Below are 13726 nucleotides of genomic sequence, written 5' to 3'. Positions count from 1 at the left end.
CATCTAGCCCCCGGCACTCCTTTCATGATCGTGATCGGATGAAGCCGCGAAACGCCGTACAAATCCGATCACGATCATGAAAGTTCGGGGGCGCCGAACCCCATGATCAAGAGGGGATTCGTACGGCGTTTCGTACCGAAATCCCCTCTTGATCATGAAGGGGTGGTGCGGCGCAGCCAGATGGTGAGGCCGAGGTCGTCGTCCTCGGCGACCTCGTAGCCCTCCGGTGACGCCGGGGCGCCCTCGTCGACCGAGGTGGCCAGCACCTCCGCCGCCAGCTGCCCGGCGTGCCGGCGGACCGCCTCCGCCGGTTCGGGGGAGCCGCCGACCCGCCAGTGCAGCGCGATGCGGTCGGTGACCTCGAACCCGGCGTTCTTGCGTGCGTCCTGGACGAACCGCACCACGTCGCGGACCAGGCCGAGCAGCCGCAGCTCGTGCGTCAACTCCAGGTCGAGGGCGACGGTGTCCGGTCCCGCCGACGCGACCGCCCAGCCCGAGCGGGGCGTCTCGGAGACGACCACCTCGTCGCCGCCGATCGGCACCGGCTCACCGTCCACCTCGACCGCCGCGGTTCCGTTCCGGTACGCCGCGACGAACGCACCTACGTCGGCCTGCTGGATCGCCGATGCGACCGCCTGGGTCCGCTTGCCGAAGCGCCGGCCCAGCTCGCGGAAGTTCGGCTTGACCGCGACCTCGACGAGCTCGTCGGCGTCGGCCAGGGACGCCAGCTCCACGACGTTGAGCTCATCGCGGACCTGGTCCACGAGGTCGCGCGGAATCCGTCCCCAGCCGGGGGCAGAGATCAGCGCGCGCGACAGCGGCTGGCGGACCTTGACCTTCGAGTCGGCCCGCGCCGAGCGCCCGAGCTCGACCAGCCGGCGCACCAGCGCGACCTGCGCAGCGACGTCGTCGTCGATCGCCCGGGGATCGGCCTGTGGCCACTCGGCCAGGTGGACCGAGTCACCGGACCCGGTCGTCGCGAACAGCGCCGACCACACCCGCTCGGTCACGAACGGCACGAACGGCGCCAGCAGCAGCGTCAGCATCCGCAGGCACTCGTGCAGCGTCGAGAGCGCGGCCGGGTCGCCGTCCCAGAACCGGCGCCGCGACCGGCGTACGTACCAGTTGGACAGGTCGTCGATGTAGGCGCTCAGGGCCCGCCCGGCGCGGGCGGTGTCGAAGTCCTCCAGCGCCGCGTCCACCTCGGCGGCGAGCCGGTGCACCCCGGAGCGTGCCCACCGGTCGAGCACCGTCGGCTCGCCGGATTGCCCTGTCTCCCAACGGTTCGCGCGCGCGTACAGCGACTGGAAGGACGCCACCGACCAGTAGGTGCGCAGCACCCTGGACGCGATCTCGTCGAGCACCTTGTGCCCGACCCGCCGCGACGACCACGGCGAGCCGGTGCAGAGCATGAACCAGCGCACCGCGTCGGCGCCGTGCCGTTCCATCAGCGGGATCGGCTCGAGGATGTTGCCGAGGTGCTTACTCATCTTGCGGCCGTCCTCGGCGAGGATGTGGCCGAGGCAGAGCACCGTGCGGTAGGCGTTCTCGTCGTTGACGAGTGTCCCGATCGCCATCAACGAGTAGAACCAGCCGCGCGTCTGGTCGATCGCCTCGCAGATGAAGTCGGCCGGGTACGAGGCGCGCGCGATGTCGGCGTTGCGGTACGGCGCGCCGAACTGCGCGAACGGCATCGCGCCCGAGTCGAACCACGCATCGATCACCTGCGGCACCCGCCGGTAGGTCCCTTCCTCGCCGTCGCGGGTGAACGTGACTTCGTCGACGAACGGACGGTGCGGATCGGCCAGGTCCACGCCGGACAGTTCCTGCAGTTCGGCCAGCGAGCCCACGCACACCATGCGGGACGGGTCGGCGTCGTTGCGCCAGACCGGCAACGGCGTCCCCCAGAACCGGTCGCGCGACAGCGCCCAGTCGATGTTGTTGTTCAGCCAGTCGCCGTATCGGCCGTGCTTGATGCGGTCGGGGTACCACGTGGTGCGTTCGTTCTCCGCGAGCAGCCGGTCCTTGATCGCGGTGGTGCGGACGTACCAGGACGGCAGCGCGTAGTACATCAGCGGGGTGTGGCAGCGCCAGCAGTGCGGATAGCTGTGCGTGTAGGGGACGTGCCGGAACAGCAGTCCACGCGCCTTCAGGTCCGCGACCAGGAGTTCGTCGGCGTCCTTGAAGAAGACACCGCCGACGACCGGAAGTTCCGGCTCGAAGTGCCCGTCCCGCCCGATCGGGTTGACCACGGGGAGCCCGTAAGCCCGGCCCGACGCCATGTCGTCGGCGCCGAACGCCGGCGCCTGGTGGACGAGGCCCGAACCGTCGTCGGTGGTGACGTAGTCGGCGAGGACGACGATGTTGGCGTTCTCGAGTGGTACGTAGTCGAACGGGCGCCGGTAACGCCAGCGTTCGAGCTCGCGTCCGGTGCAGGTGGCGAGCACCTCGGCGTCGTCACCGAGGAGCTTGCCGACCAGCGCCTCCGCGACGACGAGCGTTTCTTCGCCGGACCGCGCTAGCGCGTAGGTGACGTCCGGGTTGACCGCGACCGACACGTTCGACACGAGCGTCCACGGCGTCGTCGTCCACACGAGGAGGTCGGCCCGTCCGGCCCACGGGCCGGACGTCAGCGGAAACCGCACATACACCGAGGGATCGGTGACCTCCTCGTAGCCCTGCGCCACCTCATGGTCGGACAGTCCCGTCCCGCACCGCGGGCAGTACGGCGTGACCCGGTAGTCCTCGACCAGCAGGCCCTTGTCGAAGATCTGCTTCAGCGCCCACCAGACCGACTCGACGTAATCCGGCCGCATCGTCCAGTAGGCGTTGTCGTAGTCGGCCCAGTAGCCCATCCGCTCGCTCATCGCCTCGAACACGTCGACGTGCCGCTGGACGTTCTCGCGGCACTTCGCGTTGAACTCCGCGATGCCGTAGGCCTCGATATCCGGCTTACCGGTGAAGCCGAGTTCCTTCTCGACGGCGAGCTCGACGGGCAGGCCGTGGCAGTCCCAGCCGGCCATGCGGGGGACGTGGTAGCCCTTCATGGTCTTGAACCGGGGGAAGACATCCTTGAAGACACGCGCCTCCACGTGATGCGTGCCGGGCATGCCGTTGGCCGTCGGCGGACCTTCGTAGAACGTCCAGGTCGGACCCTGCGCGGTCTGCTCGAGGCTGCGCCGGAAGACCTTGCCTGCGCGCCATTGCGCGATGACGTCGCGGTCGAGAGCGGCCAGATCGACGTGGGCCGGAAGCGGCTGGTAGCCGGGCACGGGCGGAACTCCCTCGAGTGTGGCGGCTCGAGGGACGACACTCGCGTGCCGCGGTACCACCCTCGTTGACCCGCGGGGGACGGCCGCGGGCCCACTTCGTTCGGTGTCCGGGTCTACCGGGTCGCGGGCCCCCAACATGGGTGCGGTGCGGCCGTTCTTCCGGTGCTCGGAGGTGATGTCGCGGCGGGTCCGGCCCCCGGGCTCACACCGTCCCCGGGTCGCTCTGCGCTGAGTTCCGCCCCGACGTGTCCTCGTCGTTGCCGCCTCAATGGTAGCGAGCCGGACAGAGCGGCCACGACACGCGGATCCCGATATTTCCGCGACACGCGGCGCGGTGCTTGAACGGCCCGCAGGCGCTCTTTACTGTCCGACCTATCGCTCAGGTTGACATAACTATAAGGGTCTACCTGAGGATGAGAGTCCAGCCCATCGAACCCGAGACAAGCTGCCCCAGACGCGGCAACAGGAAGGCAGTCGAATGACCCCTCCGCAGAACTACCTCGCGATCATCAAGGTCGTCGGAATCGGCGGCGGCGGCGTCAACGCCGTCAACCGGATGATCGAGGTCGGGCTCAAGGGTGTCGAGTTCATCGCGATCAACACCGACGCGCAGGCGCTGCTGATGAGCGACGCCGACGTCAAGCTGGACGTGGGCCGGGAGCTGACCCGGGGCCTCGGCGCGGGCGCCGACCCCGACGTGGGCCGGCAGGCCGCCGAGGACCACAGCGAGGAGATCGAGGAGGTGCTCAAGGGCGCCGACATGGTCTTCGTGACCGCGGGCGAGGGCGGCGGCACCGGGACCGGCGGGGCGCCGGTCGTGGCCAGTATCGCCCGCAAGCTCGGCGCACTCACGATCGGCGTCGTGACCCGTCCGTTCACCTTCGAGGGCAAGCGGCGGGCGACCGCGGCCGAGGACGGCATCGACGGACTGCGCAACGAGTGCGACACGCTGATCGTGATCCCCAACGACCGGCTGCTGCAGATCAGCGACGCGTCCGTCAGCGTCATGGACGCGTTCAAGAGCGCCGACCAGGTGCTGCTCTCCGGTGTCCAGGGCATCACCGACCTGATCACCACACCGGGCCTGATCAACCTCGACTTCGCCGACGTGAAGTCGGTGATGAGCGGGGCCGGCTCGGCGCTGATGGGTATCGGCAACGCGCGCGGCGACAACCGCGCCGTCACCGCGGCCGAGATGGCGGTCGCCAGCCCGCTGCTCGAAGCCAGCATGGACGGGGCGCACGGTGTGCTGCTGTCCATCTCCGGCGGTTCCGACCTCGGACTGTTCGAGATCAACGAGTCCGCATCGCTGGTCGCGAATGCGGCACATCCCGACGCCAACATCATCTTCGGTGCCGTGATCGACGACGCCCTTGGTGACGAGGTACGGGTCACGGTGATCGCGGCCGGGTTCGACGGCGGTGCCCCGACCTACAAGAAGGCCGAACCCGCCCGCCAGGCCCGTCCGGAGAGTTCCGCGGCCGTCGCCGGATCGTCGACGACCGGGTCGGCCGGGTCCACCGCGGCCGCCCCGGCTGCGGAGCCGGCGGCTCCGCGCACCGGAGGGGCGGCGCCGTCGCCCCACGCGGCGCCGGCCGCGACGCCCAATCCGGCACCGGCGCCGGCGGGCAACGTCGGCCGGGCGGTCGGCCGCCGGGCCGTGGAATTCGAGGACGAACTCGACGTCCCCGACTTCCTCAAGTCCTGACCACGTCGTAGGGATGCCGGTTCGTCGCGTCGTCACCTCCCGCGCCGGAGGTGTCAGCGCGGCGCCGTACGACACCTTCAACCTCGGCCGGAGCGTCGGCGACGACCCGGCCGCGGTCGACCGCAACCGGGCCCGGCTCGCCGCCGAGCTCGGGGTGGCGGACGAGCGGTTCGTCTGGATGGACCAGATCCACGGTGCGCGGGTGGCCCGGGTCGACGGGCCGCGTCCGACTCCGGTGCCCGGCACCGACGGCCTGGTCACCGCCACCCCGGGTCTGGTGCTGGTCGTCCTGGTCGCCGACTGCGTGCCGGTGCTGCTCGCCGACGCCGAAGCCGGGGTCGTCGGGGCCGTGCACGCCGGGCGGCCCGGCGCCCGGATCGGCATCGCCCGGCAGGCGGTCGCCGCGATGGTCGCGGCCGGCGCCCAGCCGGAGCGCATCGATGTGCTGCTGGGCCCGGCGATCTGTGGCCGGTGCTACGAGGTGCCCGCCGACATGCAGGCCGACGTCGAGGCGGCGCTGCCGGGCAGCGCCTGTGCGACGGCGACCGGCACCCACGGGCTGGACCTGCGGGCCGGACTCGCCCGGCAGCTCCTCGCCGCCGGTGTCGGCAAGGTGGTCGTCGACCCGCGGTGTACGGCGGAGGATCCCGACCTGTTCAGCTACCGGCGCGACGGTGTGACCGGCCGCCAGGCGGGGATCGCGTGGCGCAGCTGAGCGAGGATCCGCGCACGGCGCAGCTGGCCGCCAACCTCGCCGAGGTCCGGGACCGGATCGCCCGGGCCGCCCGCGACGTCGGCCGCGATCCGGGCGAGGTGGCGCTGATCGCGGTGACGAAGACCTTCGACGCCGACGACGTACGCCGCCTGGCCGCTCTCGGGATCGCCGAGTTCGGCGAAAACCGGGACCAGGAGGCGGCACCCAAGGCCGCCGCCGTACCGGACGTCCGCTGGCACTTCCTCGGCCGCATCCAGCGCAACAAGATCCGTTCGATCGCCTCCTACGCCGACAGCGTCGACAGCGTCGACCGGACCGTGCTCGTCGACCCGCTCGACCGGGCCGTCGCTGATCGGGCCATCGCTGACCGGGCCGCCGCGCAGAGCGCTCCGCTCGACGTTCTGGTGCAGGTCAGCCTCGACGGCGACCCGGCCCGAGGAGGCGTCCGCGCCGCCGACCTGCCGGCCTTGGCCGACCGGGTCGAGGCGGCGGAGCACCTGCGGCTGGCCGGGCTGATGGCCGTCGCCCCGCTCGGCGGCGACGTCGAGCGGAGCTACGCCGATCTCGCCGACCTCGCCGCCCGGATCCGGGCGGCGCATCCGCAGGCGAGGGCGCTCTCGGCCGGTATGAGCGGCGATCTCGAGGCCGCCGTACGCCACGGGTCCACCCAGGTGCGTGTCGGGACGGCGTTGCTGGGAGGCAGGCCGCCCGTCGTCAGGTAACCTCGCCGCAGAAGATTTACCGCTCTCCCGAGGAAGGACGCCCGATGGCCGGCGCCATGCGCAAGATGGGAATCTACCTCGGGCTCGTCGAGGACGAGGAGCGTCCCAGCGACGCTGCGGACTATGACGACTACGACGAGTACGCCGACGAATCCCCAGCGGTCCCGGCCCGCCGCGACCGCACCGCCGTACGACCCTGGTCGGAGGAGACGCCAGCCGTGACCGACGTGGGCTACGACGATGTTCCGCTCTCCCGGATCACCACCCTGCATCCCCGCACCTACAACGAGGCCCGCACCATCGGCGAACATTTCCGCGATGGCGTGCCGGTCATCATCAACCTCACCGAGATGGACGACGCGGACGCCAAGCGCCTCGTCGACTTCGCCGCTGGGCTCTCCTTCGGCCTGCGGGGCAGCATCGAGCGTGTGACGAACAAGGTCTTCCTGCTGTCTCCGCAGAACGTCCACGTCACCGCCGAGGACAAGGCCCGCATCGCTGAGGGCGGCTTTTTCAACCAGAGTTGATGTCGGTGAGCGATTTCTGGCAGGCCCTGCACTTCCTGCTCCTGGTCTTCCTCCTGCTGCTGGTTGCCCGCTTCGTCGTGGAGTGGGTCATGCAGTTGGCGAGGCACTGGCGGCCGGGCGGATTGGTGGCCGCAGGGCTGGAAGTGGTCTACTCGGCTACTGATCCACCCTTGAAACTCCTCCGTCGGGTGATCCCGCCGCTCCGGCTGGGCGGGATCAGTATCGACCTGGGGTTTATTGTTTTGTTTTTCGTCGTCTACATCTTGATGAGCGTGGTAGCCAGTCTTGCCGTGTGACGAGCCGTACCAGTGGCCGGTCCCCCGTACCGGCCACATCCCCATGCTGAGGTGATCCCATGCCCCTTACTCCCGCTGACGTCCATAATGTGGCGTTCAAGAAGCCGCCGATCGGCAAGCGCGGTTACGACGAAGACGAGGTCGACGAGTTCCTCGACCTGGTCGAGACCGAGCTGTCCCGGCTGATCGAAGAGAACAACGACCTGAAGTCCCAGCCGGCCGCCGGCAGGTCGACGGCCCCCGCGGCCGCTGCGCCAGCCGCTCCCGCCGCGCCGCCCGCAGCCGAGGCCGGGTCGACCGGTGACGCGGCCGCCGCGGCTGCGGCCGGCGCCGCCGTCGCCGCGAACGAGGGCGACCAGGTCAAGGCCGTCCGGATGCTGGCGCTCGCCCAGGAGACGGCCGACCGGCACGTCTCCGAGGCGAAGTCCGAGGCCGACCGGGTGCTCGCCGGTGCGCGGTCCGAGGCGCAGCGTCTGGTCGCCGACGCCCGGGGCAAGGCCGACGGCCTGACCGGGGAGTCGCGGACCCGCGCCGAGTCGATCGAACGCGACGCCCGCAACAAGGCTGCAGCGCTCACCGACGAGGCTGAGCGGCGTCACCAGGAGGTCATGGGCAGCCTCAGCACCCAGAAGGGTGAACTGGAGAAGGCGGTCGAGCATCTGCGCGTCTTCGAGCGGGAGTACCGCTCCCGGATGACGACCTACTTCGAGAGCCAGCTGCAGGATCTGCGCGGGTCCGAGACGCTGCAGCCCTCCGGTGGCCCGGCGCGGGCCGGTGCGGGCCGGGCGCACTCGGTCGACGGCCAGGCGGGCGGGACCGACCGGCCGGTCGGGTGACCCGGGCCGGCACGGCAGGGACCTGTCCGGCTGGAGTCCGGGACGACGTGTGATCATCCTCAGTCTGCTGCTGGTTCTCGCGTCGGCGGCCCTGCTGGCCGCGGGCGTCGTCGACGGCAGCCATCCGTTGATCTGGGCGTCGATCGGCGCCAGTGTGGTCGCGGCCGGCGCCCTGGCGGCATCGATCGTCTACCGGCGCAACCGGCTGCCCGAAACCGGTCCGCTGGGTACGTCGAGCCTGGGCCGCAGCGGCGAGACCCAGCAGTTGCCGGCGATGCCGCCGACCGGGGCGCCGCCGACCGGGGCGCCGATCGGGTCGTTCGGACCGGCCGGGACCACCGACGCCGTGGCCGCGACCGAACCAGCCGCAGCTGCCGACGCGGACACGACCGACTACCCCGATCCGCCGGACGAGCCGGCCGAAGAGGACGTCTCGGCGCCCGACGCCCTCCGGGTGGTCGACAGCACCGACGAGGTCCTGGTCGTCGACGGCCGGCCGAGATATCACGTCGCCGGCTGCCCGCATCTGTCCGGCAAGGAGGCGGTGCCGTTGAGCCGCCTCGAGGCCCGGGAAGCCGGGTTCACCCCCTGTTCGCTCTGTGCGCCCGACGCGACCTTCGCCGATGCGATACGCCGCCGTGCCGCCGGCGGATGATCGACTGCTGACCGCGCCCCGTCAGGGCGCTGACGCGGACCGGCCTGCACCATGAGCGGACCGGTCGACCTGGCCGTTCTCCTAGGCGCCGCGGTGGTGCTGGTCGCCGTACTCGCGGTGCGGGTGTCCGATCGATTCGGGCTTCCCACCCTGCTGATCTACCTCGGGCTCGGCCTCGCCCTCGGCGAGGCCGGCCTCGGCGTGCACTTCGACAACGCGTCGCTGACCCGCACCCTGGGGCTGTCCGCGCTCGTCCTCATCCTCGCCGAAGGCGGCCTGTCGACCCGCTGGCCGACGGTGCGCCGGGCGATGGTGCCGGGCGTCGTGCTGGCCACGATCGGCTTCGGGATCAGCGTCGCCGTCACCGCGGGTGCGGCGATCCTGATCCTCGGCTTCGACGCCCGGGACGGCCTGCTGCTCGGGGCGATCGTCTCCTCCACCGACGCCGCCGCCGTCTTCGCCACCCTCCGGCGGCTGCCGCTGCGCGGCCGGCTGGCCGCCATCCTCGAGGTCGAGTCCGGCGTCAATGACGCCCCCGCCGTGATCCTGGTCGTCGTGTTGTCGGCCGCCCACGGGCGGTCCGTGGCCGGCACCGCCGGGCTCATCGTCTACGAACTGATCGTGGGGGCGGTGATCGGTCTGGTGGTCGGCGTCGCCGGTGCCGCGGTCCTGCGCCGCAGCGCGCTCCCGTCCGCCGGGCTCTACCCACTCGCGACCGTCGCGTTCGCCGTGCTCGGGTACGCCGTCGCGTCGGTCGCCCACGCGTCCGGCTTCCTGGCGGTCTACCTCGCCGGTCTGGTACTCGGCAATTCGACCCTGCCGCACCGCCGGGCGACCCTGGGATTCGCCGAAGGGCTCGGCTCGCTGGCCCAGATCGGGCTGTTCGTGCTGCTCGGGCTGCTGGTCAGTCCCGACGCGCTGCCCGCCGCGATCCTGCCCGGCCTGGCCGTGGGCGCCGTACTTCTCGTCGTGGCACGCCCGCTCGCGGTGTTCTTCAGCGTGATCTGGTTCCGGCTCCGCCTGCGGGAGCACCTGTTCCTGTCCTGGGCGGGGCTGCGCGGCGCCGTACCCATCGTGCTGGCCACCATCCCGATCAGTGCCGGCCGGCCGCACGCGGACGCTCTGTTCAACACCGTGGTGGTCCTCGTCATCGTCTTCACCCTGATCCAGGGCACCTCGCTGCCCTGGGTCGCCGTACGGCTTGACGTCCTCGAGCGGGCCGCCCCGCGCGAGGTGACGGTCGAGGCGGCGCCCCTGGAGGAGCTCGGCGCCGACCTGCTGCAGGTCCAGGTGCCGGTCGGCTCCCGCCTGCACGGCGTCTACGTCGACGAGCTCCGGTTGCCGGCCGGCGCGGCGCTGTCGCTGGTCGTGCGATCAGGGGCGAGTTTCGTGCCGGACGGACAGACCCGACTGGCCCGGGGGGACGCGCTCCTCATCGTGGCGACGTCGGCGGCCCGCCGGGAGACCGAGCGGCGGCTGCGTGCGGTGAGCCGGGCCGGCAAGCTGGCCCGGTGGTGGGGGGAGCACGGCGATCCGGACCTGCCCGGCTGAGCGACCGGCCGCCGGCCGGCCGCGCGTCACGTTGTCGCGCCCGGCGCGGACTCGTATCCTGATCGGTCACTTGCGATCGTTCGGCCATCGGCAGGCACCGACCGGTGCCTGCCGAGTGACGTGGAGGCGGTGTAGCTCGACCGTGGCGGACAACACTGGTAGGTCGCCGGCCCGTAAGCCGGCGCGGGGGGGCGCTACGAGAGGTGTCGCCTCGGCAGGGCCGACGTCGAAGAAGACGTCGGCGTCAGGTCGGACATCAGCGACGAAAGCAGCCGCGAAGCGGGGAACGGCCCAGAAGTCGGCGGCCCAGAAGTCGGCGGCCCAGAAGCCTGCGGCCAAGAAGCCGACGAGCACCAAGGCCTCGGGGACGAAGGCCGGATCGACCAAGGCGGCCCGGGGGGCCGGCGCGACGAAAGTCACGGCCAAGAAGGCGGGTGCCAGCACGATGACGGTCCAGCAGACGACTACCCAGACCACCACCGCTGAGAAGGCGCCGCCGACGAAGGCGCCGGCGAAGAAGGCTCCTGCCGAGAAGGCGCCCGCCAAGACGGCGCCGCCCAAGAAGGCGTCGGCAAAGAAGGCGCCGGCAAAGAAGGCGCCGGCCAAGAAGGCTCCCGCCAAGGCGCCGGCCAGCAAGACGGCCCCGGCGAAGGGACGCAAGGCCACCGCGACCACGGCGCCGCCATCGGCGAAGCCGGTCAAGAAGGCTCCCGCCAAGAAGGCGGCGGCCGAAAAGGCTCCCGCCAAGGCGCCCGCAAAGAAGGCGCCGGCCAAGAAGGCGGCGAAGAAGGCGCCGGAGAAACTGTCGCTGCCCCCGGTACCCGCCGGTGACGCCTGGACCGAGGCCGAGCTGGTCGAGGTGCGGGTCGAGCTGGTCGCCCAGCTCGAGGAGCTGCGCGCCGAGTACAGCGTCTCGATCGCCGAGATCGAGGACCTGCAGTCCCAGGCCAACGACGGGGCCGGCGACGACCAGGCCGACGCCGGCACCAAGACCTTCGAGCGCGAACAGGAGATGTCGATCGCCAACAACCGGTTCGATCTGCTGACGCAGACGGAGCGGGCGATCGAGCGGATCGACGCCGGCACCTACGGCCGGTGCGAGTCGTGCGGCAACCCGATCGCGAAGGCCCGGCTGCAGGCGTTCCCGAGCGCGACCTTGTGCGTGACCTGCAAACAGCGTGAAGAGCGCCGCTGAGCCGACCCGCCCGGACGACCCGGCCGCCGGGCGGCCGTCCGGCCGGGGTCGGGACAATGGACCCGTGACCGGTCCCGAGGGCGACGAATCGCCGTCCGGGGCGCCGGTGGGCGAGCCGGCTCCGGCCCGACGTCGTACCCGGTGGGTCTTCCTGATCGCGGCGGCCGTGCTCGCACTCGACGCGATCAGCAAGGCCGTGGTGGTCGCCACGTTGTCCGACCATTCGCCCGTGCGGGTGCTCGGCGGCCTGTTCTACCTGGTCGAGGCACGCAACACCGGCGCCGCCTTTTCCCTCGCCGCGGGCGCCACGATCATCTTCACCCTGATCGCGGTCGCGGTGGTCGTGATCATCGTCCGGGCCGCGTCGCGGCTCCGCTCGATCGGCTGGGCGGTGGCGTTCGGGCTGATCCTCGGCGGTGCCGCCGGCAACCTCGTCGACCGCCTGGCCCGGGCACCCGGCCCGCTGCGGGGCGCGGTCGTCGACTGGATCAGCCTGCTGGATCCCTACGGCCGGGTCTGGCCGATCTTCAACCTCGCCGACTCGGCGATCGTCTGCGGCGGCATCTGTGCGGTCGTCCTGGTGCTCTTCGGCTACGACATCGGCGGGGGCCGGCGGACCGGGCGGCGGCCCAAGTGAGGCGCAACCACCGCTGACCGGTTCCGTGGCGTCGTGCCACCATTGGTGATCGTGAGCAGCCCTTCGACCGAGCAGCGCGGGCTACCCGTCCCGGAGGGTCTGGACGGGTTGCGGGTCGACGCCGCCCTGGCCCGGCTCTTCGGGTTCTCCCGGACCCGCGCCGCCGGGCTGATCGACACCGGTCAGGTGTCGGTCGACGGCCGCCCCGCACGACGGTCCGACCGGATCCCGGCCGGATCGTGGCTCGAGGTGAGCCTGCCCGCGCCGGACGGTCCGCCGCCCGGCCCGCCGCAGCCGGTGCCCGGCCTCACCGTGATCTACGCCGACGACGACATCGCGGTGGTCGACAAGCCGATCGGTGTCGCCGCCCACCCCAGCCCGGGCTGGGACGGGCCGACCGTCGTCGGCGCGGTCGCCGCGATGGGGCACCGCGTCTCGACCAGCGGCGCGGCCGAGCGCCAGGGCATCGTGCACCGCCTCGACGCGGGCACGACCGGTCTGATGGTGATTGCGAAGAGCGAGCGGGCCTACCGCGTACTCAAGGACGCGTTCCGCGACCGCACCGTCGACAAGGGCTACCACGCGCTGGTGCAGGGCCACCCCGATCCGTCCCGGGGCACCATCGACGCGCCCATCGACCGCCACCCGAGCCAGGACTGGCGGTTCGCGGTCGTCGCGGGCGGCCGGCCGAGCGTCACGCACTACGACACGATCGAGGCGTTCCGGGCGGCGACCCTGCTCGACATCCGGTTGGAGACCGGCCGGACCCACCAGATCCGGGTACACATGGCCGCCGTACGCCATCCGTGCGTCGGGGACCTGGCCTACGGCGCGGACCCGACCCTCGCGGCGCGGCTGGGACTGTCCCGGCAGTGGCTGCACGCCCGCCGGCTCGGCTTCGCCCACCCCGCCGACGGCCGCTGGGTGGAATTCGACAGCCCCTACCCGGCCGACCTCGCCGCGGCACTGGACGCCGTCGGAGACCCGTCGTGACCGGGGCCGCCCCAGACGACCTCGTCGTCCGGGCTGTCGAGCCGGCCGACCTCGACGCGGCGCGCGCCCTGCGCTACGCCGTCTTCGTCGAGGACCAGGGCGTGCCGCTCGAGGTGGAACAGGACGGCCGCGACGCGGGCGCCCGGCACGTGGTCGCCGTTCGCCACGGCACCGTCATCGGCACCGGCCGGCTGCTCGAGCACGACGGGGTCGCGCTCGTCGGGCGGATGGCCGTCGCGAAGCCGGACCGACGCGCAGGTATCGGGGCCGCGATGCTGGTCGAGCTGGAGCGGATGGCGGGGCGGCAGGGCCTGGCCGCCGTCGAGCTGCACGCCCAGCTGCACGCCCAGGCTTTCTACCTGCGGGCCGGCTACCGGCCGGTCGGCGAGCCGTTCGAGGAGGCCCGGATCGGGCACCAGCTGATGCGCAAACCGCTGCCCCGCGTCCGGCCGGCCACCGACGGTGACTCCGCGGCGCTCATCGGGCTGCTGGGTGACTGCTTCGCCGAATACCCCGGCTGCGTGCTCGACGTCGATCGCGAGGAGCCGTGGCTGCGGGCGCCCGCGACCGGGTACGCCGGCTGGGGTGGGCAGCTGTGGGTGGTGACGCTCGACGACAC

At 71.8% G+C, this 13726-nt stretch carries 13 protein-coding genes and 1 pseudogene; 12 read left to right on the top strand and 2 right to left on the bottom strand.

Going from position 1 to position 13726, the window contains the following annotated elements; all coding sequences use genetic code 11:
- Positions 1–152 precede the first annotated feature (152 nt).
- Positions 153–3272, bottom strand: coding sequence for an isoleucine--tRNA ligase (ileS, locus tag VGH85_04130; GenBank protein ID HEY2172980.1), 3120 nt, complete (start codon positions 3270–3272; stop codon positions 153–155).
- Between the two features lie 478 nt (positions 3273–3750).
- Here ileS and ftsZ point away from each other — a divergent pair, with 478 nt between their 5' ends.
- The 8 genes and pseudogenes from ftsZ to VGH85_04090 all read left to right on the top strand — a co-directional run bounded on the left by ftsZ (position 3751) and on the right by VGH85_04090 (position 10282).
- Positions 3751–4980, top strand: coding sequence for a cell division protein FtsZ (gene ftsZ, locus VGH85_04125; GenBank protein HEY2172979.1), 1230 nt, complete (start codon positions 3751–3753; stop codon positions 4978–4980).
- A gap of 13 nt (positions 4981–4993) precedes the next feature.
- Positions 4994–5695: a peptidoglycan editing factor PgeF gene (gene pgeF / locus VGH85_04120; protein ID HEY2172978.1), complete on the top strand. Its 702-nt coding sequence runs from the start codon at positions 4994–4996 to the stop codon at positions 5693–5695.
- A complete protein-coding gene (locus VGH85_04115) occupies positions 5683–6417 on the top strand; it encodes a YggS family pyridoxal phosphate-dependent enzyme (GenBank protein HEY2172977.1) in 735 nt (244 codons plus the stop codon). The genes pgeF and VGH85_04115 overlap by 13 nt, the downstream gene beginning before the upstream one ends.
- Before the next feature lie 245 nt (positions 6418–6662).
- A pseudogene (gene sepF, locus VGH85_04110) lies at positions 6663–6944 on the top strand (cell division protein SepF).
- A gap of 5 nt (positions 6945–6949) precedes the next feature.
- Positions 6950–7240 carry a YggT family protein gene (locus tag VGH85_04105; protein HEY2172976.1) on the top strand — a complete coding sequence of 97 codons (291 nt, stop codon included), beginning with the start codon at positions 6950–6952 and terminating at the stop codon, positions 7238–7240.
- Between the two features lie 59 nt (positions 7241–7299).
- The gene (locus VGH85_04100; GenBank protein HEY2172975.1) at positions 7300–8076 is read left to right on the top strand and encodes a DivIVA domain-containing protein; all 777 of its coding nucleotides are present in this window, start codon (positions 7300–7302) and stop codon (positions 8074–8076) included.
- Positions 8077–8125: 49 nt separating this feature from the next.
- Positions 8126–8731, top strand: coding sequence for a hypothetical protein (locus tag VGH85_04095; protein HEY2172974.1), 606 nt, complete (start codon positions 8126–8128; stop codon positions 8729–8731).
- 51 nt (positions 8732–8782) lie between these two features.
- Complete coding sequence (locus tag VGH85_04090) at positions 8783–10282, top strand: potassium/proton antiporter (protein HEY2172973.1); 1500 nt, start codon at positions 8783–8785, stop codon at positions 10280–10282.
- Positions 10283–10348: 66 nt separating this feature from the next.
- Here VGH85_04090 and VGH85_04085 read toward each other — a convergent pair whose 3' ends face one another.
- Positions 10349–10726: a hypothetical protein gene (locus tag VGH85_04085; protein ID HEY2172972.1), complete on the bottom strand. Its 378-nt coding sequence runs from the start codon at positions 10724–10726 to the stop codon at positions 10349–10351.
- A gap of 1 nt (position 10727) precedes the next feature.
- Here VGH85_04085 and VGH85_04080 point away from each other — a divergent pair, with 1 nt between their 5' ends.
- The 4 genes from VGH85_04080 to VGH85_04065 all read left to right on the top strand — a co-directional run.
- The gene (locus tag VGH85_04080; GenBank protein ID HEY2172971.1) at positions 10728–11477 is read left to right on the top strand and encodes a TraR/DksA C4-type zinc finger protein; all 750 of its coding nucleotides are present in this window, start codon (positions 10728–10730) and stop codon (positions 11475–11477) included.
- A 64-nt stretch (positions 11478–11541) separates the two neighbouring features.
- The gene (gene lspA / locus VGH85_04075; protein ID HEY2172970.1) at positions 11542–12114 is read left to right on the top strand and encodes a signal peptidase II; all 573 of its coding nucleotides are present in this window, start codon (positions 11542–11544) and stop codon (positions 12112–12114) included.
- A gap of 51 nt (positions 12115–12165) precedes the next feature.
- The gene (locus VGH85_04070; protein ID HEY2172969.1) at positions 12166–13107 is read left to right on the top strand and encodes an RluA family pseudouridine synthase; all 942 of its coding nucleotides are present in this window, start codon (positions 12166–12168) and stop codon (positions 13105–13107) included.
- A partial coding sequence (locus tag VGH85_04065; GenBank protein HEY2172968.1) for a GNAT family N-acetyltransferase occupies positions 13104–13726 on the top strand: 623 nt, incomplete at its 3' end. The genes VGH85_04070 and VGH85_04065, both read left to right, overlap by 4 nt.

Source organism: Mycobacteriales bacterium (assembly GCA_036497565.1).
Taxonomy (GTDB): domain Bacteria; phylum Actinomycetota; class Actinomycetes; order Mycobacteriales; family QHCD01; genus DASXJE01.
This window is presented reverse-complemented; position numbering and strand designations above follow the sequence as displayed.